Here is a 24,258-nt window from a genome sequence, read left to right on the forward strand (position 1 = left end):
ATTACATCGGGAAATGGAAAATCAGCCCATGCGGTTCCTCCGCAAGCTGACGGAAACATTCAAACATATGAACGTTTCATTTTGGCGCTTGTGAATACCCTTGACCGGGTAACAGGGGCCGCTTGAAGCAAATCAGAAGAGATGATCGGCAGACCAAGGCCTTGAATTAGTAGCCCAGAGGAAGGGAGTTTTTAACTCGCGGCTAAATGCGACAGCCTACCGATCAATGCTCACAGCAGGAGAGCCCGCTCCAACAGAATAATAGAGCGTCTGCCGCGCAACACCCCAACAACGAATACCTGAAACGCATGCGCGGCATCTCATTTGTAGCACATTCCACGGCCTTTTCCAGGGTCAAGGTCAAACAATCCCCTCCCCCTTCAAAGTCAGCCGCTATAGCGGCAAGGACGAAGTCATGCCTGATGAAAACCAACCTCCTGAGTTCGAACTGAACGGTTCCCAACCGGCACGCCCTGACCTGCGCTGCTACAGCGTCGGCGATCAAGACTGGGTAGCGGCAACCGGCGAAGACGAAGCACGGCGTGTGCTGGCTGAGATGAACGGCGATGACCCTGCCGACTACGCAGACTGGGACGTCGAGTTGACCAGCGAAACCATGCTTGATCGGCAGTGGACGGATGAAGATCCGCCGCACGCTGAATGTGGGTGCCTTCGCGATTGGCTGGCGGAGGCAACTGAGCCCACCTACCTGATGGGTACGGAGTGATAAATGCGCCTAAAGAAAGCTGAGCGCGAGCAAGTGCGCCTGAAGTACGGCGGGCACTGCGCCTATTGCGGGGTGCTGCTGGGTGACCGGTGGCACGCCGACCATCTCGCCCCGGTGGTGCGTGAGCTGCTTTCCAAGCAGACCGCCGCTGGCACCTGGAAGCTGGTATCGGGCAAGCCGCTCCGGCCCGAGCATGACGTGCTGGAGAATATCATGCCGGCCTGTGCGCCCTGCAACATCAGCAAGGGTGGCCAGTCGCTGGAAGGTTGGCGCAGCTGGATCGCAAGGCATGTCGAGTCGCTGAACAACTACACCCCAATTTACCGCTTGGCCAAGGCATATGGCCTGGTGACAGAGACCGGAGCCCCGGTGGTGTTCTACTTCGAAAAGGTGAATTCATGAGCATCATTGACGACGTAATGACCGACAAGATCACCCTGCACGGCCTGGGCTTTGTGCAGGTCCAGCTGGAAGGCAATCAACGCCTGCACGTCTGGCACCCTGAACTGCCCAGGCGTGCCTGCTTTGCCCACTCTGCGATCCACGACCACCGCTTCAACTTCACCTCCCGCGTAATCGTCGGTACTCAGTTGAATCACTGCTTCAAGATGGAGCGATGCGACGACGGGGCCTACATGCTTTATCTGCATGAAGGTTCGCGCACTGCCGGCGGCGGGCGGCCATGGACACCTGATGGCCGGGCCAATCTGGTTATCGACGGTGAGTTCAAGGTAGCGGCGGGCAATGACTACAACACCATCGCCTACGACTACCACGCTACGACGCCGGGCGGTGATGGTCGGGTGGCGACGATCATGGCGAAGCGAGGCGAGTACCCGGCAGGCGCCCACTCGACCTGTACTTTCGGCGTTCAGCCAGACACTGACTTCGATCGCTACCAGTGGTCACCGACCCAGCTCTGGGAAATCGTCTCCGATGTGATGCTCGGCCAGCGGGTGACGCCATGATCGCCACCCTCTGTTTCGCCTACGTCTTCATCTACAAGGGGGCAAGGCCATGAACGACTGTGAGCTGCTGGATCTTGCAGCGAAAGCGGCGGGCATTGATCTTGAAGAAAACCGGCACTGCCCTTCTGGCGGAATATGGATCGTCGATAAAAAGTCAGGATTGGACGTCGTCTGGTCCCCGCTGACCAATGACGGCGATGCACTCCGTCTGGCGACAACCCTCCAACTCAGTGTGCTCTGGTTCACCAACCTGCAGTACGTGATGGTCGAGCTACGCGGCTTCGGCGAGAACATCGGATGGACAGATGAAGCCGGGCGAGGTGGCGCGCTCCGCCGTGCAATCACCGTCGTAGCAGCGCAAATCGGCAGCACGCTTCCCTAACCCCAATCCCCCTACATGCCTGCCGGTGCGGTACTTCAGGGCAACTGACTATCGACCCAACGCTCAGCCGCCGCCATCGCCTCATCAATAGCGGACGGGTAGTCGGGCCAAGGTCCCATCAGCTCAGCTGCGACTTCGCCCAGGCCATGAATGGGCGCCGGCTCGATGATCTTCGCAGCGACCGGTGCTTTGTCGTTAGGGCGCCGCCAGACGAACTTGAGAAACATCGTTTGGCCGCGGTACGCGTGCGCAATTGGCGCATCTAGTTGATGGGGCACGCGCCCTCCTGGCGACTGGGTGGGATGAATATCCGTTTTACACCCATCCAAAAGACACAGATATCCGGGCAAAACGCCATTACTCCAACCCCCTATATGCCTGCCGATTCCGGCGGGCGAGGTATTCCTGCATGACTGAAAACCAATTTCCCTATGAGGCCTGGGCGCTGACCGCTGGCTTCGCTCCGAAAAAGGTCGAGATCGTAGGCATGTACAGCCCAAACGGCTGGATGCAAGCCCAGAGTCGGAAGATCTACCACCAGGCGGACCTTTACACATCCAAGCGCGAAGCCATTGAGGCCGGATGGCGAAAGCTGGACGACCAGATGAATGCGCTGCGCAAGCGTGAGGCCGCGATCAAAAGAAGAAAGCCACCCTCACCAAGCACTCTCAAGACCTGTAACCACCTTCTGCCGCCCAGCGCGGCAAGGACACCCCATGTTCGCTATGAAACTCACCCTGATACTGCTGGGCGCTTTGCTGTACCTGGCAGGAACCATCGGCTGGTTCGGCTGGCTCGGGCTCGACCTTCTCGGCACCGGCACCACCGAGGCACTGATCTACGCATTCGCCGGCACCTGCGCCTGGCTGCTGATCACCTTCGGCCTGGCAGTTCACATCATCAAGACAGCGCGGCCCACTGTGGGCGGCGGGAGGTAGGTATGGCAGCAGCAGAACAGCTAAACGACGGGATCACTGGCGACAAGGTGCCCGAGGCGCAGATGGCCGAGATCCTGGGCACCACCCTCGCCGCCCTGCGCTCCAAGCGTGCCAGAAAGCAGATACCTGTAGGTGTCTGGAACACTCATTGCGGCAGGATCATCTACAGCATCAGGAGATACTACGAATGGCTCGAAAGCCAATGGGTTTGCCCGCAGGAATGGACCTCCACCACGGATCGATCCGCATCCGGTTCATGTGGAACGGCAGCCGGCGGAGTGAAACGCTCCCCTATCCCCCGACACAGAAAGGAATCAAGTCTGCCGCACAGGTTGTTGATCAAGTAAAAGGCCTGATCAAGCTGGGGCTGCTCGATGACGATAAGTACGCCGAGCTGTTCCCCAGTTCCAGCAACGTATCCGGGGGCAAAATCAACTTCGGCGAGTACGCCCAGCTCTGGCTGGACAGTCGCGAGGTAGTGGCCGGCACGAAGGGGAACTACAAGGGAGCACTGAACAGGTACTGGATGCCGGGGCTGGCCCTGGTGCGGATTGACCTGATCACTACCACCCTGCTCCGCCGGATAATGGCCGCCAGCGAGTGGAAGTCGCCGGGCGTTAAGCGCAATGCCATCTCGAAGCTGTCCACCATCCTGAATTCAGCCGTATCTGAAGAACTGATCCCGAAGAACCCAGCGGCAATCCTTGAGCTGCCCAAGCGCAGCAAAAAGGAAATTGATCCCTTCACGCTGGAAGAAGCAAACCAGATCATCGCGAAGATGTATCAGCACGATCACTGGCCCAGCACGATCTATGCGGCGTTTTTTGAGTTTGTGTTTTTTACAGGAATGCGTCTGTCCGAAGCCCTGGCTATGCGCTGGGATGCGGTAGACGAAGAGAAGAGGACGGCCCACGTGTGTCGCGGGATCGCCTTGGGGGAAGTGGTGGAACGTACGAAAACTGGCGGAGATCGCTTCGTTCTGTTGAATGACCGCGCCATGCACGCTCTGCAATTTGCCAGGGAGTACGCAGAACGTCGGAAAAAAGGGAAAGGCAAGGTGCTGGAAACGCCTTTCATTTTTCCGCCCTCGAAGAACGCGGAGTACGTGAAACAGACATCTGACCTACACAAACAGTGGGTTCCGACGCTAAAGGCGCTGAATATCCGTCGTCGGCCGCCATACAACTGTCGTCACACCTATGCGACAATATGCATTATGTCTGGCATGAACCCCGCCTTCATTTCCCAGCAGCTCGGCCATAGTGTGCAGATGCTGCTCTCGACTTATGCGCGTTGGATCAACTCAAGCTCGGACTGGAGCGAAATGGAAAAGCTCCAGATTGGTCCCAAATTGGTCCCAGCTCAAATAAGCGCACCCTAAGCTATTGATAGGTAAAGTAATTGATCTCCACAGCTAACATCACCATGCAGTTCGGCGCCAAGCCGCTCTTCGAGAACGTCTCGGTCAAGTTCGGCGCCGGCAACCGCTATGGTTTGATCGGTGCCAACGGTTGCGGCAAGTCGACCTTCATGAAAATCCTCGGCGGCGACCTCGAGCCGTCCGGCGGCCAGGTCATGCTGGAGCCGAATGTGCGCCTGGGCAAGCTGCGCCAGGACCAGTTCGCCTACGAACAATTCACCGTGCTCGACACCGTGATCATGGGCCACGAAGAGCTGTGGAGGGTCAAGGCCGAGCGTGACCGCATCTACTCGTTGCCGGAAATGAGTGAAGAAGACGGCATGGCCGTGGCCGAGCTGGAAACCGAGTTCGCCGAGATGGACGGCTACACCGCCGAATCCCGCGCCGGCGAGCTGCTGCTGGGCCTGGGCATTCCACTGGAACAGCATTTCGGCCCGATGAGCGAAGTGTCGCCCGGCTGGAAGCTGCGCGTATTGCTGGCCCAGGCGCTGTTCTCCGATCCGGAAGTGCTGTTGCTCGACGAACCGACCAACCACCTGGACATCAACACCATTCGCTGGCTGGAAAACATCCTGACCCAGCGCTCCAGCCTGATGATCATCATCTCTCACGACCGTCACTTCCTGAACAGCGTGTGCACCCACATGGCTGACCTGGACTACGGCGAGCTGCGCCTGTTCCCGGGCAACTACGACGAATACATGACCGTGGCGACCCAGTCCCGCGAGCAACTGCTGTCGGACAACGCCAAGAAGAAGGCGCAGATCTCCGAGCTGCAATCCTTCGTCAGCCGCTTCTCGGCCAACGCCTCGAAAGCCAAGCAGGCCACTTCCCGTGCCAAGGCAATCGACAAGATCCAACTGGCCGAGGTCAAGCCTTCAAGCCGCGTGAGCCCATTCATCCGTTTCGAACAGAACAAAAAGCTGCACCGTCAGGCGGTCATGGTCGAGAAGATGGCCAAGGGTTTTGACGGCAAGCCGTTGTTCAAGGACTTCAGCTTCCAGGTTGAAGCCGGCGAGCGCGTGGCGATCATCGGCCCGAACGGTATCGGCAAGACCACCCTGCTGCGCACCCTGGTCAACGAACTGACCCCGGACGCCGGCAGCATCAAGTGGACCGACGCCGCGGAACTGGGCTACTACGCCCAGGACCATGCCCATGACTTCGAAGACGACGTCACCCTGTTCGACTGGATGGGCCAGTGGACCCAGGGCGAGCAGATGATTCGTGGCACATTGGGCCGCATGCTGTTCTCCAACGACGAAATCCAGAAGTCGGTAAAAGTGATCTCCGGTGGTGAACAAGGCCGCATGCTGTTCGGCAAGCTGATCCTGCAAAAGCCGAACGTGCTGATCATGGACGAACCGACCAACCACCTGGACATGGAATCCATCGAAGCGCTGAACCTGGCGCTGGAGAACTATCCGGGTACGCTGATCTTCGTCAGCCATGACCGTGAGTTCGTATCGTCCCTGGCCACCCGCATCATCGAGTTGAGCGCCAGCGGCGTGATCGACTTCAGCGGCACCTATGACGACTACCTGCGCAGCCAGGGTGTGGTGTTCTAAGAGCAGTACGTAGCTGCCGGATCAAACTGGTCCAAATGTGGGAGGGGGCTTGCCCCCGATAGCGGAGTGTCAGCCAATGGATGTATTGACTGAGACACTGCCATCGGGGGCAAGCCCCCTCCCACATTTGCTACCGGGTTATGCCATCATGGCCGCACTGCCCGCCAGCGAATAAGCCCACATGCCCGCCGCACCCTCCTCCCTGTCGATCACCCTGCAGATCGTCTCCATCGTCTTCTACACCTTTATCGCGTTCATCTGTATCGGCCTGCCGATTGCGGTGATTCCAGGCTATGTGCACGAGCATCTGGGCTACAGCGCAGTCGTTGCCGGCGTGACCATCGGATCGCAGTACCTGGCCACCCTGCTCAGTCGGCCGATGGCCGGGCGCATGTCGGACAATGTCGGCACCAAGCGTGCGATTGTGCTGGGCCTGGCCGGTATCCTGATCAGTGGCGTGCTGACGTTCATCGCCGTCCTGCTTGAGCACTTGCCGGCGCTGAGCCTGGGTATCCTGATCGCCGGTCGGCTGCTGCTGGGTGTGGCCCAGGGTTTGATTGGCGTCGGCACCATCAGTTGGTGCATGGGCGCGGTCGGCACCGAGCATACGGCCCGCTCGATCTCCTGGAACGGCATCGCCTCCTACGGCGCAATTGCCATTGGCGCGCCGCTGGGGGTGGTGATGGTGGCCGATTACGGCTTCGCCAGCCTGGGCCTGGCGCTGGCGGGGTTGGCCGCGCTGGGCCTGGTGCTGATCCGCAATAAACCTTCGGTACCGGTGGTGCGCGGCAAGCGCCTGCCGTTCTGGGCGGTGTTCGGCCATATCGCACCGTATGGCACCAGCCTGTGCCTGGCCTCGATTGGCTACGGCACGTTGACCACGTTTATCACCCTGTATTACCTGAGTCGCGGCTGGACCGGCGCGGCGTACTGCCTGACGGTGTTCGGCGCGTGTTTCATTGTGTCGCGCCTGGTGTTTATTTCCGCCATCAGCCGCGTCGGTGGTTTTACCGCCGCCATCGCCTGCATGGTCATCGAAACCCTGGGCCTCGCGCTGCTGTGGTTGGCGCCGTCGACCGGCGTGGCGTTGATTGGCGCAGGGTTGGCCGGCGTCGGTTTGTCACTGGTCTACCCGGCGCTTGGCGTGGAAGCCATCAAGCGCGTGCCGGACAGCAGCCGGGGCGCCGGGCTGAGTGCGTTTGCGGTGTTTTTCGACCTGTCCCTGGCGATTGCCGGGCCGTTGATGGGCGCCGTGGCACTGAACCTCGGCTACGACTGGATCTTCTTCTGCGCGGCGCTGCTGTCAGTGACCGCGCTGGTACTGACCGTGCAGCTCAAGCGTCGCGCTTACTGATCAGCGGTCTGTAGCCCGGCGCGGGTCGCCTCGCCGAGGGTGTGACTGAAAAAGCGCCCGGCCTCGGAGATCAGGTCGCGGTGGATGCCCTCACGGTCGACGCCATCGGCATCGGTACAGATGGCCGGCATCGTCGCCAATTGATCGCTGTCACACGGCGCCATGAACACGAAGTGCCCTGCCCCGGCCAGCAGTTTGAAGTCCGGCGGCTGCGGCAGTTTGCGCGCCAGGGCGGCCGCGTTCTTGTCCACGGCCACCAACTGGTCGCCATCGCCGCTGTAGAGCAGCACCGGTACGTGCACGTCGGCCAGGGTATGGCGACCGAACATCAGGCTCAGCGGCGCCATCAGCATCAGCGCATGGATGCGCGGATCAGCCTGGGGCTGCAAGTCGTCACGGTCGACCACCAGCTCGCCCTTGGTGGTGCAGGCATCACGGTCCTCCGGACGCTGCTGGCAATAGCGGCGCAGGCGCTCGAAATCCGGTTTGGCACCCGCCAGGATCAACGCGGTTTCGCCGCCGGCCGAATAGCCGATCACACCCACCTGGTCGATGTCGACGAAGGGCGACAGCATCGGGTCGTTCAACGCCGCAGTGATGGCCTGTGAAATCTGGATCGGGCGACCATACAAATTGCTCACGGTGCCCAGGCGGCTGTGGTCCTGGTAGTTGTCGCCGGGATGCAGCACCGCCACCACCACAAAGCCCTTGCGCGCCAGCGAGGTGGCGAGGTCATGCAGGGCCAGCGGTGTGCCGGTATTGCCATGAGACAGCATCAGCATCGGGAAACGGCCGATGGCCACCTTGGCGTCTTCGCCAGCCGCCACATGGTAGGGGCCCAGCGCCGTGGTGTGTTCGGCGTCGGTGGAAGGGTAAAACGCAATAGCCTTCATCGGCTGCGAATCCAGCGGGTCGAGAATGCTCATGCGATGAAAGCCCACGCTCCAATGCGGGTGCGGCGCAGGCGCGGCGTGCACTGAAAGCAGGCCGCCGCACAGGGAAAGAACCAAAACAGCACAGAGACGCATCATGGGATGTCCACCTTTGCTGCATGAGAACCGGCAGGCCGTCTAAAAATTCCCGGGTATTGAGCCACGTTTGCATAACCTGGGCCATAACGGCGAAAAACTCCGTACTCCGCTCGCGCTCAGGCGATCAGAATACAGAGTTTAGGCGCCCGGCTTCAGATTGACACCGGGCGAGGCGAACATTTACACAAGCCTTACGCGGCGGCGAACAATTGCTCGCTGATCTGCACGTTGGCATCGCTCAACGCTTTGCTGCGCATTTCATCACCGTAGGCCAGGCCTTCGGCGCGTACGATTTCGATATCGGTGATGCCGAGGAAGCCGAACAGCAGCTTCAAGTAGCCCTCATGGGCGGCACCGGATGCCTGGCCGGCATGCAGGCCGCCGGCGGTGGAGACGATGATGACTTTCTTGTTGCCGCACAGGCCTTCAGGACCGGCTTCGGTGTAGCGGAAGGTCTGGCCGGCGACGGCGATACGGTCGATCCAGGCTTTGAGTTGGGTCGGGATGGTGAAGTTGTACATCGGCGCACCCACCACCACGGCATCGGCGGCGAGGAACTCAGCCAGCGACGATGCACTCAGTTCGGCTTCATGCTTTTGCGCGGCATCGCGCAGTTCGGCGGCGGTGCCCAAGGCGCCCAGGGTCGCACCGGAAAAATGATTGATGCCTTCGCTGGCCAGGTCACGGTAAGTCACTTCCACGCCCGGCTCGGCGGCTTGCCATGCCTTGACCACGCCGGCGCTGAGCTGACGCGAAGCCGAGTTGTCGCCGAGGATGCTGGAATCGATATGCAACAGTTTCATGGTGGGGTCTCCGAGGTGGGATCGACAGGGGCGATCAGATGGTGGTGATGCTACGCACCTAATCAATCATCGATAAGCCACCTGGAATGCGATAGATTGTCCCACTGACAGGACAATGGGCACCGCATGCAAGACCTTAACGACCTTTATTACTTTGCCAAAGTCGTCGAAGCCGGCGGTTTCGCCGCCGCCGGGCGTTTATTGGGGATTCCCAAGTCGCGGCTGTCGCGGCGCATTGCCGAGCTGGAGGAGCGCCTGGGCGCACGCCTGCTGCAACGCACCACGCGGCAACTGACCCTGACCGCCGTCGGCGAACGCTACCTGCGCCACTGCCAGGCAATGCTGGTGGAGGCGGAAATGGCCGATGAGGCCGTGGCCAGCATGTCCACCGAGCCCCGGGGGCGCCTACGGGTCACGTGCCCGGTCGGGCTGGCTCAGCAGATCATGCCGGAACTGGTGGCCGGGTTTCTCGCCGCGCACCCGCTGGTGCAGTTGGACATGACGCTGGTGAATCGTCGCGTCGACCTGGTGGCCGAAGGCATCGACGTGGCGTTGCGCGTACGCGAGTTGGGCGACGAAGACACGCTGCTGGTCACCAAACGCCTGCGCCGGGCGCAAACTGTGCTGGTGGCGAGCCCGGCACTCCTGCGTGACCGCCGGGTAGAGACCCTGGAAGACCTCAGGCAATTGCCGATCATGGGTGCACTCGAGGCGGACCGCATGGTGCACCAGCGCATCATCGACCCCCAGGGCAACGCCCATGAGCTGGTCATGGAGGCTCGCCTGGGCATCGAAGACTTCATCGTACGCAAGACCAGCGCCCTCATGGGCGTGGGCTTCACGGTGCTGCCGATGATGGATTGCGAAGAAGAACTGGCCAACGGCCGGCTGGTGCAACTGTTGCCGCAATGGTCGTTACCCGGTGGCTGGCTGCAGGCCGTGTACCCGCATCGGCGCGGCGTGCTGCCGGCCATTCGCGCCTGGATCGACTATATGGAAGAGGGTTTCAAAGGCTGCGGAGACCGTCTGTTATGAGCATGACCGAAGCACAAGTCGCGGCGTTCTGCCTGAGCCTGCCAGGGGCGCGCGAGGACTACAAATGGGGCGGCGTGCGGGTATTCTCGATTGCCGGCAACAAGATGTTCGCGCTGCAGAACCTGCGCGGCGACTCCCTGGCGTTCAAGGTCGACAAGGCACTGTTCCTCGGCCACGTTGATCGCCCGGGCATCCACCCGGCGCCGTACCTGGCACGTGCGCAGTGGATCATCATGAACACGCCCTACCCGCTCGGTTCCGAGGAACTGCGTGGCTTGTTGCAGCGCTCGCACCAGCTGGTGGTGAGCAAGCTGCCCAAGCGCACACAGGTCGGGTTGGTGCTAGAGGATCGACAGTAGCGTGCCGCCGAGAAACAGTTGGTCCAGCCAGAACACCTGGTGCAGCAGCACGATCACCCAGAACAGCACCTGGTAGGACACCTTGCGCGTCTTGTGCCGGAACACCTGCTGCGCGATCAATGCCCCCGGCCAACCGCCCGCCAGCTCGACGGCGTGCAGGATGTTTTCCGGGACGCGCCGGCCCTCGGTCTGCGCCTTGCGCTTGTCGCTCCAGTACAGAAAGAACGCCATCACGCTGACCACGCCGTAGGCTGCCAGCGGGATCACGGTTTCGCCGCGCTGCCACAGCAGCGCCGAACCCAGCAGCGGCGCCGCGCACAGCAGCACCAGGAGCAACGCTTTCAGGCGTGGGTGCTGAATGTTCATGGCTTGACGGCGGTCCAGTCGATCCAGCCGAATTGCCAGGTCGCCAGGATCACCAGGCCGAACGCGATGCGGTACCAGGCAAAGGCCGCATAGCTGTGGTTGGCGATGAATTTGAGCAGGCCCTTGACCGCGATCATCGCGAAGATGAACGAGGTGACAAAGCCAATGGCGAACACCGGCAGGTCCGCCGGCTGGAACAGGTCGCGGTATTTGTAGCCCGAGTAAAGCGCAGCACCGACCATGGTCGGCATGGCCAGGAAGAACGAAAACTCGGTAGCGGTTTTGCGCGACAGGCCGAACAACAGGCCGCCGATGATGGTTGCACCGGAGCGTGATGTGCCCGGGATCATGGCCAGGCACTGGGCCACGCCGACCTTGAGAGCGTCTTTCCAGGTGATCTCGTCGACGGTTTGCGCATGCACCGCATGTTGGCGACGTTCCGCCCACAACATGATCACACCGCCCACCACCAGGGCCGTGGCCACGGTGATCGGGTTGAACAGGTAATGCTTGATCAGGTCAGCGAAAATCACCCCCAGCACCACCGCCGGCAACACCGCGATGATCAGGTTCACAGTGAAACGCTGGGCGTTGCGCTGGGTGGGCAAGCCGATGACCACGTCGAGGATCTTGCGCCGGAATTCCCAGACCACGGCGAGGATCGCGCCCAGCTGGATAATGATATTGAATGCCTCGAAACGCTCGCCGCCGAAGTTGATCAGGTCGGCGACGATGATCTGGTGGCCGGTGCTGGAGATCGGCAGAAACTCCGTCAGCCCCTCGACCACGCCAAGAATCAGTGCCTGTATGGCGGTCCAAAAATCCATGCTTTCTCCAAAGGTCACGCGCCTGGCGTGCCTCCTAGTGTTTTTTAAAGTTCACTGACAACGAGCGCAGTGCAGCGCCCGGCGTTGATTCTCAATGCCGGAATGCAAAAATTCCGTGAAAAATCAGGCAGTACTCAGGTTTTTCGACTTCGGGCCGAAAGCCTATCAGACAAGCCGCAAAAGTCGATGCAACACCCACAATTATAAAAGGCACGGAGTGACAGGACGATGAACAGTTTGCGCAATATGTCGATCAGCCGGCGCCTCTGGCTGATCCTGATAGTCGCCGTGCTGATGCTGCTGACTTTGGGCGCCCTGATGCTCAAACAGATCCATGATGACCTCTACCAGGCCAAGCGCCAACAGACCCAGCACGTGGTGCAAACCGCCAGCGGCGTGCTCGGCTACTATCAGAACCTGGAAAAGACCGGCGTCCTCACCCGTGAGGCGGCGCAGCAACAAGCCCTGCGCACAGTGCGCAGCCTGCGGTACGACCACGATGACTACTTCTGGATCAACGACCTCACCCCCGTGATGATCATGCACGCGGCCAACCCCAAGCTGGACGGCCAGAACCTCTCGGCGATCCGCGATCCGGACGGGTTTGCCGTGTTCAATGAATTCGTGAGCCTGGCCAAAGCCAAGGGCGCCGGCATCGTCAATTACCGCTGGCCCAAGCCTGGGGCCGATGCGCCGGTGCAGAAAACCTCATACATCCAACTGTTCGAGCCCTGGGGCTGGATCATCGGCTCGGGCGTCTACGTGGACGACGTGCAGGCCGAGTTCAGCGTCCAGGTGTGGAAAGCCTCTGCTATCGGCCTGGCCATTGCGCTGGTCATGGCCCTGCTGGTGCTGTTGATCGCGCGCAGTATCGTGCAGCCGTTGCAGGCGGCGGTGACTGCGATGGCCAACATCGCCAGCGGCGAAAGCGACCTGACCCGCAGCCTCGACACTCACGGGCGTGACGAAGTCACCCAGCTGTCCCGGCACTTCAATACCTTCACCGCCAAATTGCGCCAGGTGGTCGGCCAATTGCAGGTGTGTGCCAACGCCCTGGGCGAGTCGTCGACCGAGTTGGGCCACAACGCCAGCCAGGCCCACGACCGCAGCCAGCAGCAGTCGCAACAGATGGAACTGGTGGCCACCGCCATCAATGAAGTCACCTACGGCGTGCAGGACGTGGCCAAGAATGCCGAGCACGCCGCCAGCGAAATGCGCGATGCCCAGGCCCAGGCGCAGCAAGGCCAGGTCAACATCGACAGCAGTTTGCAGCAGATCGACCAGCTCTCGAGCACCATCAGCCAGGCCGTGGAGGTGATCCGTACCCTGTCCAGCGAAAGCACCCAGATCGGCGGCGTGCTGGAAGTGATTCGTTCGATTGCCGACCAGACCAACCTGCTCGCCCTCAACGCCGCCATCGAAGCCGCACGCGCCGGCGAACAGGGCCGTGGGTTTGCCGTGGTAGCCGATGAGGTACGGCTGCTGGCCCAGCGCACGCAAAAATCCACGGCTGAAATCCAGGCAATGATCGAGCGCCTGCAAGGGCATTCGGAAGCGGCGGTCAAGGTGATCAGCGACAGCCACAGCGCCTCGCAACTGACCATCGAGCAAGCCGGCCTGGCCGGTGCGAGCCTCAATGCCATCGGCCAGGCGCTGCATAATCTCAACGGCCTGAATGCCTCGATTGCCAGTGCCACCCTGCAACAGGCGCATGTGGTGGAAGACATCAATCAGAACGTCACCCAGGCGGCCGGGCTGTCCCACAGCACCGCGCTGGCGGCTGAACAGTCGAGCGTGGCCAGCGCGCAGTTGCGTGGCTTGAGCGAGCAGCTTGACGGGTTGTTGCGCCAGTTCCGAATTTAGCCCTGGGTTAAATTGTGGGAGGGGGCTTGCCCCCGATGGCGGCCTCAGAGCCGACCAGGATTTTGAGTCGATCCGGTCCAAATGTGGGAGGGGGCTTGCCCCCGATGGCGGCCTCTGGGCCGACCAGGATGTTGGATCAGGTCGAGTACATATCCGTTTCTGCGGTAACGGCCACTTAGGGTTCCGCCCTGACGGCGGGTCACTTTGGAAAAGCCCCAAAGTAACCAAAGGGCTCTTGCCCCACCACTCGGCACCTCGCTTGGGCTCGGTGTGCCCTCTCTCCGGCTTGAATCCGTGGGCCGCCGCAATGGGCCATCCATGGCCCAGTGCGGCTAACCCGGCGTCCTGCCGGGTTGCCCACGGATTCAAGCCTGCGTTCGGCCAGCGTGGTTTAACGGGGCGCCTAGGATCAAAAGCAGATCAAGATCAAAAGCCAGATCAAGAGCGGCTCGCTTCGCATCGTGGTTACGTTTGGGGCTACAGAGTTATGTAGACACCTATGCCCCATCGCACATTTACCTGCTGTGTTTTGAGGATCGTCCACCTCTGGGTACAATCACCGCCCTCTCCCACTCCCCAAGGAACCGCCATGTCCGGGCTTGAACTGTTCGCCGCCGCGCTGGGGGTGATCGCCGTCTGGCTGACGGTCAAGCAGAACCCCTGGTGCTGGCCCATCGGCCTGGTGATGGTGCTGCTCTATACCTGGGTGTTCTACGATGTAAAACTCTACTCCGACATGTTGCTGCAAGTGGTGTATGCCGTCCTTCAGCTCTATGGCTGGTGGCAATGGACCCGCGCCGGCGCGGTCAGGCAGGGACGTCAGGTCACCCGCCTGGGCATGCCGGCGGTCATGACCGGCATGGCCGTGGGCGCTGTTGGCAGTCTGTTGCTCGGCGCCGCCATGGCTCACTGGACCGACGCCGCCCAGCCCTGGCTCGACGCGGCGCTGACCGGCTTCAGCCTGGTGGCGCAGCTGTGGATGGCGCAAAAACGCGTGCAATGCTGGTCGCTGTGGATCGTGCTGGATGTGATTTTCGTCGGGTTATTCCTCTACAAAGGCCTCTACCTCACCGCCGCGCTGTATGCGCTGTTTACCGTGATTGCCGTGCAAGGCTGGCGTGAATGGCGCGCCGACCCGGCGTTGCACCCATGAAGGTGGTGGTGCTGGCAGGCCCGGAATCGAGCGGCAAGAGCTGGCTGGCGGCCGAGCTGCATGCGCACTTCGGCGGGCTGATGGTGGGTGAATACGTGCGCCATTTCATCGACGAACATCAACGCGATACCTGCCTGGCGGATATCCCGGCGATCGCCCGGGGCCAGTTGGCCTGGGAGGATGCGGCGCGCGCCAGGCACCCGGCGCTGCTGATCCTCGATACCCACCTGCTGACCAACCGGCTCTGGAGCCAGACGCTGTTTGGCGATTACCCAGGCTGGCTCGACAGCGAACTGCTGGCCCGTCATTACGATCTGCATCTGCTGCTGTCGCCCGAAGACGTGGAATGGAGCGCCGACGGCCAGCGCTGCCAACCGCAACTGGCGGACCGCCGGGCGTTCTTCCAGGCCAGCCTGGACTGGATGCACGCGCACCATCAGCCGGTGGCGGTGATCAGGGGAGACTGGCAAGCGCGCCGGGCGGCGGCGTTTGCGGCCGTCGAACGCTTGCTCGCGTCTGCAACGAGCGATTAACGCTTCTTGCGCGTGCCGAGTTCAATCCAGGTCGGCGCATGGTCGCTGGCATGCGCCTCGTTGCGCACCCAGGCATCGACGCCGGCATTCTTGAGATAGGGCTTGAGCGCGGGGTTGAGCAACAGATGATCGATGCGCAGGCCTGAATTCTTCTGCCAGTGCTGGCGGAAATAGTCCCAGAACGTATACACCCGCTCTTCGGGGTACAAATGCCGCACTGAATCCGTCCAGCCCTGTTCCAGCAGGCGTTGGTAGCAGGCGCGGCTCTCGGGTTGCAGCAACGCATCCTTGAGCCAGGAGCGCGGGTTGTAGATGTCCAGGTCGGTGGGCACCACATTGAAATCCCCGGCCAGCAGCACCGGATGCTCACTGGCCTGCAACGTCCGGGCGTAGTCGATCAGGCGTTCGAACCAGGCCAGTTTGTAATCGAATTTCGGCCCCGGTTGCGGGTTGCCATTGGGCAGATACAAACAGCCGACCAGCACGCCATGCACGGCCGCTTCGATGTAGCGGCTTTGATCGTCGCTGTCGTCACCGGGCAGGCCGCGCCGGCTTTCCAGCGGCTGCGCGTCCCTGGCCAGGATCGCCACCCCGTTCCACGAGGCCTGGCCCAGGCAAATCGCGCCGTAGCCGGCCGCCTCGAAATCGGCATAGGGAAACAGGCTTTCCGGCGCCTTGAGTTCCTGCAGGCAAACGATGTCCGGCCGCTCGCGCGCCAGCCAGTCCAGCAAGTTAGGCAGGCGGGCACGAATACCGTTGATGTTGAAGGTGGCGATTTTCAGCGCTTTCATGGCTGGGGTCCTTTCGGGGCTCCTGGGGTAGAGCCCGAAAAGGCCGCAGATGTTCCATGCGCGAGCGAGTCGGGTGTCAGTACCCCAACGACAGCCCGGTATTGCGACGCGGGTCATTCGCGCCATAGAAGCGGTTGTTGCCCACCGGCTTGGCATCCAGGGCCGGAGCGCCCACCAGGATGGCGGCCACGTGATTGGCATCCTGGGGCCCGGCGAACGTATGGCCCCAGCTTTCGAGGAGCTTGCGGGTATCCGGGCTGACCGCAAAGGTTTCCAGGTTGGTGGCCTGCGGCATCCACTGCTGGTGGAAACGCGGCGCGTCCACGGCCTCCTGGATGTTCATCTTGTAGTCGATGACATTCAGGATGGTCAGCAACGTGGCGGTGATGATGCGACTGCCGCCCGGCGTCCCCACCACCATGACCGCCTTGCCATCCTTGGTCACGATGGTCGGGCTCATTGACGACAATGGCGCCTTGCCTGGCGCAATGGCATTGGCTTCACCCTGGACCAGCCCGTACATGTTCGGCACGCCGACCTTGACGGTGAAGTCGTCCATTTCATCATTGAGGATCACCCCGGTCTTGCTTGCCATAACCCCCGCGCCGAACCAGTCGTTGAGGGTGTAGGTGACGGAAACCGCGTTGCCCCAGGTGTCGACAATCGAATAGTGAGTGGTGTTATTGCCTTCATGGGGCGATACCCCCGGCTTGATCGCCTGGGAATCCCCGGCCTTGTGCGGCTCGATCGCGTCGCGCAGTTTCGCCGCGTAGTTTTTATCCAGCAGATGCGCGATCGGGTTCTTCACGAAGTCCGGGTCGCCGAGGTAGCTGTTGCGGTCCACATACGCGTGGCGCATCGCTTCGATCTGATAGTGCAGGCCCTGGGCCGAGTGATAGCCCAGGTCCGCCATCGGGTAGCCTTCGAGGATATTCATGATCTGGCAGATCACCACGCCACCGGAGCTTGGCGGCGGCGCCGAGACCACATGGTAGCCACGGTAGTCGCACTCGATGGGCGCCAGTTCGCGGGTTTTGTATCGGTCCAGGTCAGCCTGGGTGATCAACCCCTTGCCGGCCTGGCTGGAGTCGACCAGGGCCTTGGCGACCCAACCTTTATAGAAGCCATCGCTGCCCTTGGCGGACACTTCCTTGAGGGTCCTGGCCAGGTCCTTCTGCACCAGCGTCTGGCCGACCTGCAGCGGCTGCCCGTTGTGCAGGAAGATCGCGCGCAGGTCCTGATCTTTTTCAAACTCTGCGGTGGCGGTGTGCAGCAGGTCGATGTCGCCCTGCTCCAGGGCAAAACCGTTTTCTGCCAGCTTGATCGCCGGCGCAATCACCTGGGCGCGCTTGAGCGTGCCGTATTTGTTCAGGGCCAGCTCCATGCCGGAAACAGTGCCAGGCACGCCGACGGCCAGGTGACCCTTGGCGCTCAGGCCTTCGATGACGTTGCCGTCTTTATCCAGGTACATATCGGCCGTCGCCGCCAGCGGGGCTTTTTCGCGGAAATCGAGGAACGTCTTGCGCCCGTCCGCCAGTTGCACGGTCATGAACCCGCCGCCGCCCAGGTTGCCCGCCGCCGGGTACACCACGGCCAGGGCGTAACCGACCGCAACGGCCGCATCCACCGCATTGCCACCGGCCTTGAGCACATCCACGCCCACCTGCGTTGCCAAATGCTGGGCGGTGACCACCATGCCGTTTTCCCCGCCCACCGGAGCCTGAGAAGCGGCCTGCACACCACTGACCGTCAACACCAGGACAGTGGCAATCAAGGTGCGGTTGAAGGCTTGGTATTTCATCCGTGACTACTCGAGTGATTGAGATGCACCAAAATAGCCCTTCCCTGATTCGATCCCCAGCACCATGGCGTTTTTATGACAGAGCTTGTCGGTGATGGAACGGTGGCCCGACATATTCAGCGCTGGCCTATAAAACGAATGGCGCTAGAATCAGCGCCACTCTTTATACCCCCCTGATACGAGCGCCCCATGAGCTTTGATTTCGACACGATCCACCCACGCCTCGGCACCGGCAGCACCAAGTGGAACCGCTACCCGCAAGACGTGTTGCCGATGTGGATCGCCGACATGGACATCGCCGCCCCGCCCGCCGTGCTCGAGGCCCTGCATGCGCGCCTCGACCTGCAGGTGCTCGGCTACAGTGTCGCCGGCCCGGATGTGCGCGAGGCGATCATCGCTGACCTGTGGACCAAGTACGCCTGGCGTGTGGAACCGGATGAGCTGTTGTTCCTGCCCGGCGTCGAGCCGGGTTTCAATATGGCGCTGCACGCGTTCGTCCAGCCAGGCCAGCCGGTGGTGCTGCAAACCCCCAACTATCGGCCGATTCGCCTCGCACCCGGCCACTGGAACCTGCCGCGCATCGAAGTGCCGTTCGAGCTGATCGATGGCCGATACCGCACGCCGCTGGCGGCCATGCGCGATGCCTTGAGCGGTGCCGGTGCGCTGCTGCTGAGCAACCCGCACAACCCGATCGGCAAGGTCTTCCCCCGCGACGAGCTGCTGGCGATTGCACAGGCGTGCATGGAAAACGGCGCGCTGATCATTTCCGATGAAATCCACGCCGAGCTGTGCTTTGACGGCCGTCGCCATATTCCCACCGCCAGCCTCAGCCCCGAAATCGCGCAACGCACCATCACACTGATGTCGGCCAGCAAGGCCTATAACGTCGCCGGCCTGAAGACCTGTTTTGCGGTGATCCAGAATGCCGCGATTCGCGAGCGTTTCAACCAGGCCCGTTGCGGCATGGTCGACAGCGTCAGCCCCTTGGGCCTGGAAGCTACCCGCGCCGCCTACAGCGCATGCGGCGACTGGCTCGAGGCACTGTTGCATTACCTGCAAGGCAACCGTGACTACCTGCTCGACGCCGTGCAAAACCGCCTGCCCGGCGTGATCATGCACGCGCCGGAAGGTACATTCCTGGCCTGGCTCGATTGCAGCGCCCTGGGCCTGGAAGACCCGCAACAGTTTTTCCTTGAACAGGCCAAGGTTGGGTTGAGTGCCGGGATCGAGTTTGGCGATGACAGCCAACAGTTCGTGCGCCTGAACTTCGGCTGCCCACGGGCGATGCTGGAAGAAGGCTTGCAACGCATGGAGCGCGCCCTGCGCCAGCTGTAAGTGACGAGGGACCGGGGCAGCGCGGCGGCCCCGTTCTTATGCGTGTCTCAGAGTTTGGCAATCGACACTTCGGTGGACTTCACGAAGGCAATCACTTCACTGCCCACTTTCAACTCCAGGTCACGCACCGAACGGGTGGTGATGACCGAAGTGACGATGCCGGACGCAGTCTGCACGTCGATTTCCGACACCACTTCCCCCAGCAGAATTTCCTTGATGGTGCCCTTGAACTGGTTGCGCACGTTGATCGCTTTGATGGTCATGTCGGCTTTCCTTTTGGCTGTTGGGTCAATCCGCACGAATGCGCAGGCCCTCAAAATGCGCCATCGAGAAGAACAATAAAAGGAATATATAACTCTTTATTTATTCGATATGGATATATAAAGCGCTGCCCGTCCCAGCGCTTCAGGACAGCGTGACCCAATAGCGGGTCCGCGCCTGTACGTGCAACCCCAGGCTGGAGGCCAGCAGGTCGAGGATGCGATCGGTATCGTCCAAACGAAAACTGCCGGTGACCCGCAACTGTTCCAGGCGCGGGTCCCAGCGCAGCACGCCTGGCCGATAACGCGCCAACTCCCGCAGGAAATCCCCCAGCGCCTGGTTCTGCGCGGTCAGTACACCGTCGCGCCAGCCCAGTTGCAGCGCATCGAACGCGACCCAGGCGCCGAGCCCGGTACTTTTCAACGGCGCTTGCTGACCGCCTTGCAAGGTTGCCGTGCGCCCGTCCAGGTCGCGTACCCGCACAGAGCCCTTGAGCACGGACACCAGGCAACCGGTGTCCAATTGCCGAACACACACTTCAGCCTGGCTGACCGTCAGCTCGCCGTAACGCGTCTGTACGCTCATCGCCGTCGCTGCGGGTACATTCAACGCCAGCTCGCCCTCGACCAGGGTGATGCGTCGCTGCGCCGGGTCCACGTCCACCGCCGTCGCGGTATTGAGTTGTACGCTGGCGCCGTCAGCCAATGCCATGCGCGTGCGTTCCCCCGTGGCCGTGTGCAGATCGGCGCGCCAGGTCTGGATGGGCAATTGCCGGCTGAGCAGCCAGGCCGTCGGCAGCAGTGCCGCTATGCCCAGCGCGCGCTTGAGCACAGCACGCCGTCCGGGTTGCGGGCGATCGAGGCTGGCCATCGCCAGGGCCTGGGGCAAGTCGCTGAAACGCTGGCGCAGGGCCTGCGCGCGTTGCCAGGTCTGTTCGTGCTGGGGATGGCTGTCACGCCAGCGCTGCAACGCGGCGTGGTCGCGCTCGGTGGCCGCGCCGGACTCCAGCAGCGCCAGCCACTGGGCGGCGGCGCGGGCAACGTCGCGGTTCACAGGTTCACCAGCAGGCAGTGTTCATAGGCCTGGGACATGTAGCGTTTTACCGTGCGCTCGCAGACGTTGAGGCGTGCGGCGATCTCCCGATAACCCAGGCCTTCCAGCTGGCTCCACAGAAAAGCGCGGCGCACCTGCACCGGTAAACCCTCAAGCAGGTCGTCCAAGGCGTGCAAGGTTTCCAGCAACAGCCAGCGTTGTTCCGGCGAAGGCACGCAGGCCTGCGGCAGGCTGGCCAATGCATTCAGATAAGCCTGTTCGAGGCTGCGCCGCTGATGGAAATTCACCAGCAGGCGTTTGCCGACGGTCACCAGATAGGCGCGCGGCTCCTGCATCTGCTCGATCGGCTGCGCGCTGGCGAGCACGCGCAGGAAGGTATCCTGGCTCAGGTCCGCGGCGTCCCAGGCATTGCCCAAACGCCGGCGCAGCCAGCTTTCCAGCCAGCTGTAATGGTCGCGGTACAGGCTCGACACGGTCGGTTCGGGGGCATGGGTCGGTACAACAGCATCATTCATGGCAAGCGACCTGCGCGGCGCGACTGAGTCTCAAATGAGATTCATTCTATTTAATGTTGCGTCGCTATACCACGATCTTTTCAACGCAACGTTTAAACATTAAGACGATCTTCTTGCGCGTTGACCTACCCTGTTACACACCATATAGTGTGCCCACAAACAGAACAGACCACTACATAGTGTGCAGCATCGGTATTTTCCGACCACACTATGCGCAGTATTTCAATGCCTGAAGCCTGCAAACCGCCTATTTTTTGGACGGGTTCACACACCGTCAGAACAGATCTGGAAGGAGTATTTCAATGCTGAGTTGGGATGAAGTCGACAACGAAGACAGCGTTGCAGCGGTAGTCAGAGGCGCCAACGCCGGCCACGCCACCGAAGCCAACATGGACCGCCTCGACGGAGCCGGCGCCGCCGCCGCCATCGAAGCCCGCGCCGTCACCGCCAATGACTCTGCCGCCATCGCACGCGCCAAGGCCGAACTGGACAAACTCGACGTCGCCGAAGGCCTCGCCGAACTCGAAGGCGCCTCCGCCCGCGTCGCCGTCGACGAAAAGCGCATGATCAACTGCCGCGCCGACCTCAACCAACTTGTGCCCTTCAAGTACGACTGGGCCTGGCAGAAATACCTCGACGGCTGCGCCAACCACTGGATGCCGCAAGAGGTCAACATGACCGCCGACATCGCCCTGTGGAAAAACCCCGAAGGCCTGACCGACGACGAACGTCGCATCGTCATGCGCAACCTCGGCTTCTTCTCCACCGCCGATTCCCTGGTGGCCAACAACCTGGTGCTGGCCGTGTACCGCCTGATCACCAACCCCGAGTGCCGCCAGTACATCCTGCGCCAGGCCTTCGAAGAAGCGATCCATACCCACGCCTACCAATACTGCATCGAATCGTTGGCCATGGATGAAGGCGAGATCTTCAACATGTACCACGAGATCCCATCGGTCGCTAAAAAAGCCGCCTGGGGCCTGAAGTACACCCGCTCGATCTCCGATCCGAAGTTCGAAACCGGCACCGTCGAGACTGATAAAGAGCTGCTGCGCAACTTGGTCGCCTACTACTGCGTACTGGAAGGCATCTTCTTCTATTGCGGCTTCACCCAGATCCTGTCCATGGGCCGCCGCAACAAAATGACCGGCGTGGCCGAACAGTTCCAGTACATCCTGCGCGATGAGTCGATGCACCTGAACTTCGGGATCGATGTGATCAACCAGATCAAGATCGAAAACCCGCATTTGTGGGATGCCGAGATGAAGGAAGAAGCGACCCAGATGATTCTGCAGGGCACGCAGCTGGAGATTGAATATGCGCGGGATACCATGCCGCGTGGGGTGCTGGGGATGAATGCGGCGATGATGGAGGATTACCTCAAGTTCATCGCTAACCGTCGTTTGTCGCAGATTGGTCTTAAAGAAGAGTATCCAGGGACGACCAACCCGTTCCCTTGGATGAGCGAGATCATGGACTTGAAGAAAGAGAAAAACTTCTTCGAAACCCGCGTGATCGAGTACCAGACAGGTGGCGCGCTGAGCTGGGATTGATTAACAGCGCAGCTCCGCAATGTGGAGGGGGCTTGCTCCCTCCCACATTGGGAATGCGGTGCTCCATCACTTTGCAAATTGCCTTTTATGCCCAATCAAACCATCAAAACGCCCTGCATAGGCCTGTGCTCCACCGTCTACGGTGACCTGGTTTGCCGGGGCTGCAAGCGTTATCACCACGAAGTGATCCAGTGGAACGGCTATAGCACCGAGGAAAAGCATGCGGTGTGGCTGCGCCTGGAGCAGTTGCTGGTACAGGTGATGAGCAGCAAGCTGGAAGTGTTCGACCCACAGCGCCTGCGCCAGCAACTGGAGGACCGCAAGATTCGCTTCATGCCGCAGCAGTCGCCGTATTGCTGGGCGTACCAGCTGATTGCCCGGGGTGCGCGGGTCATGTCGAAACTGGACGCCTATGGTCTGGCGTTGCTGCCGGAGTTTCGCGAGCGCCCCCTCACCGACTTGCGCGATGCGATTGATCGCGAGTTTTTCCTGCTGTCCGAAGCCCATTACGAGCGCTACATTGCCCCGGTGTTTCTGCGCGAAACCTTTGGTCCAGCCCTGATCGCCACGCTCTGACGCTCAATTGTGTTTAAAATGCCGCCCGCTCAACGACTGACGCTCACCGATGACCCCAGACGCACTCGCTACCCTGCACGCCCATCTGCTCACTGCCCTGGCCAGCCCGCCCGCTGAAACCCGCCGACTGTTCCACGGCCGTGGCCGCTGCTGGCCGGGCCTTGAGCAACTGACGGTGGACTGGCTGCAAGGCGTGGTGCTGGTGGCGCTGTTCAAGGAAACCGAGTATCTGCAGGCCTTGAAGCAGCTGTTGTTGCAGATCGACTGGGCCGGTTGCGGCGCCCATACCGTAGCGCTGCAACACCGCTATCTGCCGCAAAGCAGCACCGAATGGCTGGTCGGTGACGCCCTCGACGAGCTGACCATTACCGAAGGCGGCCTGCGCTACCTGATCGACCTGGGTAAAAAGCAGAACAGCGGCCTGTTTCTCGACATGCGCTACGGCCGCGACTGGGTGCGCGAGCAGGCCAAAGGCCAGCGCGTGCTTAACCTGTTTGCCTACACCTGCGGATTTTCCGTGGCCGCTATCGAAGGCGGCGCCGAGCATGTAGTGAACCTGGACATGGCCCGTGGCGCCCTGAGCCGTGGCCGTGACAACCATCGCCTCAATGGTCACGACTTGAGCAAGGTGAGCTTTCTGGGCCACGACCTGTTCAAGTCCTGGGCCAAGGTCACCCACGGCGGCCCCTATGACCTGGTGATCATTGACCCGCCCTCCTTCCAGAAAGGCAGCTTCCTGCTGACCAAGGACTACCAGCGCGTATTGCGTCGCCTGCCGGACTTGCTCACGGCCCAGGGCACCGTGCTGGCGTGCATGAACGATCCGGCCTTCGGCGAAGACTTCCTGATCGACGGCGTCACCCGCGAGGCACCGGGCCTGCGCTTTATGGAACGCTTGGAAAACCCGCCGGAATTTCCGGATATCGACCCGCAAAGTGGCTTGAAGGCCCTGGTGTTTCGCCAGGGGTGATGCCGAAACTTCCTACGCTTGCTACGCTAAGCCATACGCCGGGTGGTGAACCTTATCCCCGCCTTCCCGGTCGATA

Annotated in this window: 27 protein-coding genes; 17 read left to right on the forward strand and 10 right to left on the reverse strand. The window is 61.4% G+C overall.

Going from position 1 to position 24,258, the window contains the following annotated elements:
• The first annotated feature begins 415 nt into the window (after positions 1-415).
• The 4 genes from BOP93_RS14080 to BOP93_RS14095 are packed head-to-tail and all read left to right on the forward strand — an operon-like array spanning position 416 to position 2,077.
• A complete protein-coding gene (locus tag BOP93_RS14080; RefSeq protein WP_104503114.1) occupies positions 416-727 on the forward strand; it encodes a hypothetical protein in 312 nt (103 codons plus the stop codon).
• A gap of 3 nt (positions 728-730) precedes the next feature.
• Positions 731-1,129: an HNH endonuclease gene (locus BOP93_RS14085; RefSeq protein ID WP_104503115.1), complete on the forward strand. Its 399-nt coding sequence runs from the start codon at positions 731-733 to the stop codon at positions 1,127-1,129.
• The gene (locus tag BOP93_RS14090) at positions 1,126-1,695 is read left to right on the forward strand and encodes a hypothetical protein (protein ID WP_065932951.1); all 570 of its coding nucleotides are present in this window, start codon (positions 1,126-1,128) and stop codon (positions 1,693-1,695) included. The genes BOP93_RS14085 and BOP93_RS14090 overlap by 4 nt, the downstream gene beginning before the upstream one ends.
• Positions 1,696-1,744: 49 nt before the next feature.
• Positions 1,745-2,077, forward strand: a complete 333-nt coding sequence (locus BOP93_RS14095; RefSeq protein ID WP_104503116.1) for a hypothetical protein — start codon at positions 1,745-1,747, stop codon at positions 2,075-2,077.
• A 35-nt stretch (positions 2,078-2,112) separates the two neighbouring features.
• Here the strand turns inward: BOP93_RS14095 and BOP93_RS14100 are convergent, their stop codons facing one another.
• Positions 2,113-2,355 (reverse strand): hypothetical protein, encoded by a 243-nt coding sequence (locus BOP93_RS14100; RefSeq protein ID WP_104503117.1) that lies wholly within the window; start codon positions 2,353-2,355, stop codon positions 2,113-2,115.
• Positions 2,356-2,793: 438 nt separating this feature from the next.
• Between BOP93_RS14100 and BOP93_RS14105 the strand changes: the two genes are divergently transcribed.
• From BOP93_RS14105 to BOP93_RS14120, 4 genes are all read left to right on the forward strand, one after another.
• Entirely contained in the window at positions 2,794-3,015 is a 222-nt protein-coding gene (locus tag BOP93_RS14105; protein WP_104503118.1) for a hypothetical protein, read from the forward strand.
• 187 nt (positions 3,016-3,202) lie between these two features.
• Complete coding sequence (locus tag BOP93_RS14110; protein ID WP_104503119.1) at positions 3,203-4,396, forward strand: tyrosine-type recombinase/integrase; 1,194 nt, start codon at positions 3,203-3,205, stop codon at positions 4,394-4,396.
• 20 nt (positions 4,397-4,416) lie between these two features.
• The gene (locus tag BOP93_RS14115) at positions 4,417-6,003 is read left to right on the forward strand and encodes an ABC-F family ATPase (RefSeq protein WP_082632055.1); all 1,587 of its coding nucleotides are present in this window, start codon (positions 4,417-4,419) and stop codon (positions 6,001-6,003) included.
• A 181-nt stretch (positions 6,004-6,184) separates the two neighbouring features.
• On the forward strand, positions 6,185-7,357 hold the full coding sequence (locus BOP93_RS14120) for an MFS transporter (RefSeq protein WP_104503120.1): 1,173 nt from the start codon (positions 6,185-6,187) through the stop codon (positions 7,355-7,357).
• Here BOP93_RS14120 and BOP93_RS14125 read toward each other — a convergent pair.
• Together BOP93_RS14125 and BOP93_RS14130 are read right to left on the reverse strand one after the other, a co-directional pair.
• Positions 7,351-8,388: an alpha/beta hydrolase family protein gene (locus BOP93_RS14125; RefSeq protein WP_104503121.1), complete on the reverse strand. Its 1,038-nt coding sequence runs from the start codon at positions 8,386-8,388 to the stop codon at positions 7,351-7,353. The two genes, BOP93_RS14120 and BOP93_RS14125, sit on opposite strands and share 7 nt — an antisense overlap.
• A 191-nt stretch (positions 8,389-8,579) precedes the next feature.
• Entirely contained in the window at positions 8,580-9,191 is a 612-nt protein-coding gene (locus tag BOP93_RS14130; protein WP_104503122.1) for an FMN-dependent NADH-azoreductase, read from the reverse strand.
• Positions 9,192-9,317: 126 nt separating this feature from the next.
• Between BOP93_RS14130 and BOP93_RS14135 the strand changes: the two genes are divergently transcribed.
• Entirely contained in the window at positions 9,318-10,226 is a 909-nt protein-coding gene (locus tag BOP93_RS14135; protein WP_104503123.1) for a LysR substrate-binding domain-containing protein, read from the forward strand.
• Positions 10,223-10,585, forward strand: coding sequence for an MmcQ/YjbR family DNA-binding protein (locus tag BOP93_RS14140; RefSeq protein ID WP_065936376.1), 363 nt, complete (start codon positions 10,223-10,225; stop codon positions 10,583-10,585). The genes BOP93_RS14135 and BOP93_RS14140 overlap by 4 nt, the downstream gene beginning before the upstream one ends.
• Here the strand turns inward: BOP93_RS14140 and BOP93_RS14145 are convergent.
• Together BOP93_RS14145 and BOP93_RS14150 are read right to left on the reverse strand one after the other, a co-directional pair.
• Entirely contained in the window at positions 10,568-10,951 is a 384-nt protein-coding gene (locus tag BOP93_RS14145) for a DUF1294 domain-containing protein (RefSeq protein WP_104503124.1), read from the reverse strand. The genes BOP93_RS14140 and BOP93_RS14145 overlap by 18 nt on opposite strands.
• A complete protein-coding gene (locus tag BOP93_RS14150; RefSeq protein WP_065884577.1) occupies positions 10,948-11,778 on the reverse strand; it encodes an undecaprenyl-diphosphate phosphatase in 831 nt (276 codons plus the stop codon). The genes BOP93_RS14145 and BOP93_RS14150 overlap by 4 nt, the downstream gene beginning before the upstream one ends.
• A 228-nt stretch (positions 11,779-12,006) precedes the next feature.
• Between BOP93_RS14150 and BOP93_RS14155 the strand changes: the two genes are divergently transcribed.
• The 3 genes from BOP93_RS14155 (at position 12,007) to BOP93_RS14170 (ending at position 15,327) form a co-directional block, all read left to right on the forward strand.
• On the forward strand, positions 12,007-13,641 hold the full coding sequence (locus tag BOP93_RS14155; RefSeq protein WP_104503125.1) for a methyl-accepting chemotaxis protein: 1,635 nt from the start codon (positions 12,007-12,009) through the stop codon (positions 13,639-13,641).
• A gap of 589 nt (positions 13,642-14,230) precedes the next feature.
• Positions 14,231-14,794 carry a nicotinamide riboside transporter PnuC gene (pnuC, locus tag BOP93_RS14165; RefSeq protein WP_104503126.1) on the forward strand — a complete coding sequence of 188 codons (564 nt, stop codon included), beginning with the start codon at positions 14,231-14,233 and terminating at the stop codon, positions 14,792-14,794.
• Positions 14,791-15,327 carry an AAA family ATPase gene (locus tag BOP93_RS14170; RefSeq protein ID WP_104503127.1) on the forward strand — a complete coding sequence of 179 codons (537 nt, stop codon included), beginning with the start codon at positions 14,791-14,793 and terminating at the stop codon, positions 15,325-15,327. The genes pnuC and BOP93_RS14170 overlap by 4 nt, the downstream gene beginning before the upstream one ends.
• Here BOP93_RS14170 and xth read toward each other — a convergent pair.
• Positions 15,324-16,118: an exodeoxyribonuclease III gene (gene xth, locus BOP93_RS14175; protein ID WP_104503128.1), complete on the reverse strand. Its 795-nt coding sequence runs from the start codon at positions 16,116-16,118 to the stop codon at positions 15,324-15,326. The genes BOP93_RS14170 and xth overlap by 4 nt on opposite strands.
• A 76-nt stretch (positions 16,119-16,194) precedes the next feature.
• Positions 16,195-17,919, reverse strand: a complete 1,725-nt coding sequence (gene ggt, locus BOP93_RS14180) for a gamma-glutamyltransferase (protein WP_104503129.1) — start codon at positions 17,917-17,919, stop codon at positions 16,195-16,197.
• A gap of 189 nt (positions 17,920-18,108) precedes the next feature.
• Here ggt and BOP93_RS14185 point away from each other — a divergent pair, with 189 nt between their 5' ends.
• Positions 18,109-19,254 (forward strand): MalY/PatB family protein, encoded by a 1,146-nt coding sequence (locus BOP93_RS14185; protein WP_104503130.1) that lies wholly within the window; start codon positions 18,109-18,111, stop codon positions 19,252-19,254.
• Between the two features lie 47 nt (positions 19,255-19,301).
• Here the strand turns inward: BOP93_RS14185 and BOP93_RS14190 are convergent, their stop codons facing one another.
• The 3 genes from BOP93_RS14190 to BOP93_RS14200 form a co-directional block, all read right to left on the reverse strand.
• Positions 19,302-19,517, reverse strand: coding sequence for a TOBE domain-containing protein (locus tag BOP93_RS14190; protein ID WP_057725249.1), 216 nt, complete (start codon positions 19,515-19,517; stop codon positions 19,302-19,304).
• A gap of 142 nt (positions 19,518-19,659) precedes the next feature.
• A complete protein-coding gene (locus BOP93_RS14195; protein WP_104503131.1) occupies positions 19,660-20,568 on the reverse strand; it encodes a FecR domain-containing protein in 909 nt (302 codons plus the stop codon).
• Complete coding sequence (locus tag BOP93_RS14200) at positions 20,565-21,083, reverse strand: sigma-70 family RNA polymerase sigma factor (protein WP_104503132.1); 519 nt, start codon at positions 21,081-21,083, stop codon at positions 20,565-20,567. The genes BOP93_RS14195 and BOP93_RS14200 overlap by 4 nt, the downstream gene beginning before the upstream one ends.
• A 302-nt stretch (positions 21,084-21,385) precedes the next feature.
• On the opposite strand from BOP93_RS14200, the gene BOP93_RS14205 reads away from it, so the two are divergent.
• The 3 genes from BOP93_RS14205 (at position 21,386) to BOP93_RS14215 (ending at position 24,182) form a co-directional block, all read left to right on the forward strand.
• Positions 21,386-22,636, forward strand: a complete 1,251-nt coding sequence (locus tag BOP93_RS14205) for a ribonucleotide-diphosphate reductase subunit beta (RefSeq protein WP_104503133.1) — start codon at positions 21,386-21,388, stop codon at positions 22,634-22,636.
• A gap of 87 nt (positions 22,637-22,723) precedes the next feature.
• A complete protein-coding gene (locus BOP93_RS14210; RefSeq protein WP_104503134.1) occupies positions 22,724-23,212 on the forward strand; it encodes a DUF1289 domain-containing protein in 489 nt (162 codons plus the stop codon).
• Between the two features lie 49 nt (positions 23,213-23,261).
• The gene (locus tag BOP93_RS14215) at positions 23,262-24,182 is read left to right on the forward strand and encodes a class I SAM-dependent methyltransferase (RefSeq protein ID WP_104503135.1); all 921 of its coding nucleotides are present in this window, start codon (positions 23,262-23,264) and stop codon (positions 24,180-24,182) included.
• Positions 24,183-24,258 lie beyond the last annotated feature (76 nt).

The organism is Pseudomonas orientalis (assembly GCF_002934065.1).
Classification (GTDB): domain Bacteria; phylum Pseudomonadota; class Gammaproteobacteria; order Pseudomonadales; family Pseudomonadaceae; genus Aquipseudomonas; species Aquipseudomonas orientalis_A.

What these genes read in the sequence shown, in the direction of transcription:
- BOP93_RS14080 (WP_104503114.1), top strand. Translation starts at nt 416, where the DNA reads ATGCCTGATGAAAACCAACCTCCTGAGTTCGAACTGAACGGTTCCCAA.
- BOP93_RS14085 (WP_104503115.1), top strand. Translation starts at nt 731, where the DNA reads ATGCGCCTAAAGAAAGCTGAGCGCGAGCAAGTGCGCCTGAAGTACGGC.
- BOP93_RS14090 (WP_065932951.1), top strand. Translation starts at nt 1,126, where the DNA reads ATGAGCATCATTGACGACGTAATGACCGACAAGATCACCCTGCACGGC.
- BOP93_RS14095 (WP_104503116.1), top strand. Translation starts at nt 1,745, where the DNA reads ATGAACGACTGTGAGCTGCTGGATCTTGCAGCGAAAGCGGCGGGCATT.
- BOP93_RS14105 (WP_104503118.1), top strand. Translation starts at nt 2,794, where the DNA reads ATGTTCGCTATGAAACTCACCCTGATACTGCTGGGCGCTTTGCTGTAC.
- BOP93_RS14110 (WP_104503119.1), top strand. Translation starts at nt 3,203, where the DNA reads ATGGCTCGAAAGCCAATGGGTTTGCCCGCAGGAATGGACCTCCACCAC.
- BOP93_RS14120 (WP_104503120.1), top strand. Translation starts at nt 6,185, where the DNA reads ATGCCCGCCGCACCCTCCTCCCTGTCGATCACCCTGCAGATCGTCTCC.
- BOP93_RS14125 (WP_104503121.1), bottom strand. Translation starts at nt 8,388, where the DNA reads ATGATGCGTCTCTGTGCTGTTTTGGTTCTTTCCCTGTGCGGCGGCCTG.
- BOP93_RS14130 (WP_104503122.1), bottom strand. Translation starts at nt 9,191, where the DNA reads ATGAAACTGTTGCATATCGATTCCAGCATCCTCGGCGACAACTCGGCT.
- BOP93_RS14135 (WP_104503123.1), top strand. Translation starts at nt 9,318, where the DNA reads ATGCAAGACCTTAACGACCTTTATTACTTTGCCAAAGTCGTCGAAGCC.
- BOP93_RS14140 (WP_065936376.1), top strand. Translation starts at nt 10,223, where the DNA reads ATGAGCATGACCGAAGCACAAGTCGCGGCGTTCTGCCTGAGCCTGCCA.
- BOP93_RS14145 (WP_104503124.1), bottom strand. Translation starts at nt 10,951, where the DNA reads ATGAACATTCAGCACCCACGCCTGAAAGCGTTGCTCCTGGTGCTGCTG.
- BOP93_RS14150 (WP_065884577.1), bottom strand. Translation starts at nt 11,778, where the DNA reads ATGGATTTTTGGACCGCCATACAGGCACTGATTCTTGGCGTGGTCGAG.
- BOP93_RS14155 (WP_104503125.1), top strand. Translation starts at nt 12,007, where the DNA reads ATGAACAGTTTGCGCAATATGTCGATCAGCCGGCGCCTCTGGCTGATC.
- pnuC (WP_104503126.1), top strand. Translation starts at nt 14,231, where the DNA reads ATGTCCGGGCTTGAACTGTTCGCCGCCGCGCTGGGGGTGATCGCCGTC.
- BOP93_RS14170 (WP_104503127.1), top strand. Translation starts at nt 14,791, where the DNA reads ATGAAGGTGGTGGTGCTGGCAGGCCCGGAATCGAGCGGCAAGAGCTGG.
- xth (WP_104503128.1), bottom strand. Translation starts at nt 16,118, where the DNA reads ATGAAAGCGCTGAAAATCGCCACCTTCAACATCAACGGTATTCGTGCC.
- ggt (WP_104503129.1), bottom strand. Translation starts at nt 17,919, where the DNA reads ATGAAATACCAAGCCTTCAACCGCACCTTGATTGCCACTGTCCTGGTG.
- BOP93_RS14185 (WP_104503130.1), top strand. Translation starts at nt 18,109, where the DNA reads ATGAGCTTTGATTTCGACACGATCCACCCACGCCTCGGCACCGGCAGC.
- BOP93_RS14190 (WP_057725249.1), bottom strand. Translation starts at nt 19,517, where the DNA reads ATGACCATCAAAGCGATCAACGTGCGCAACCAGTTCAAGGGCACCATC.
- BOP93_RS14200 (WP_104503132.1), bottom strand. Translation starts at nt 21,083, where the DNA reads ATGAATGATGCTGTTGTACCGACCCATGCCCCCGAACCGACCGTGTCG.
- BOP93_RS14205 (WP_104503133.1), top strand. Translation starts at nt 21,386, where the DNA reads ATGCTGAGTTGGGATGAAGTCGACAACGAAGACAGCGTTGCAGCGGTA.
- BOP93_RS14210 (WP_104503134.1), top strand. Translation starts at nt 22,724, where the DNA reads ATGCCCAATCAAACCATCAAAACGCCCTGCATAGGCCTGTGCTCCACC.
- BOP93_RS14215 (WP_104503135.1), top strand. Translation starts at nt 23,262, where the DNA reads ATGACCCCAGACGCACTCGCTACCCTGCACGCCCATCTGCTCACTGCC.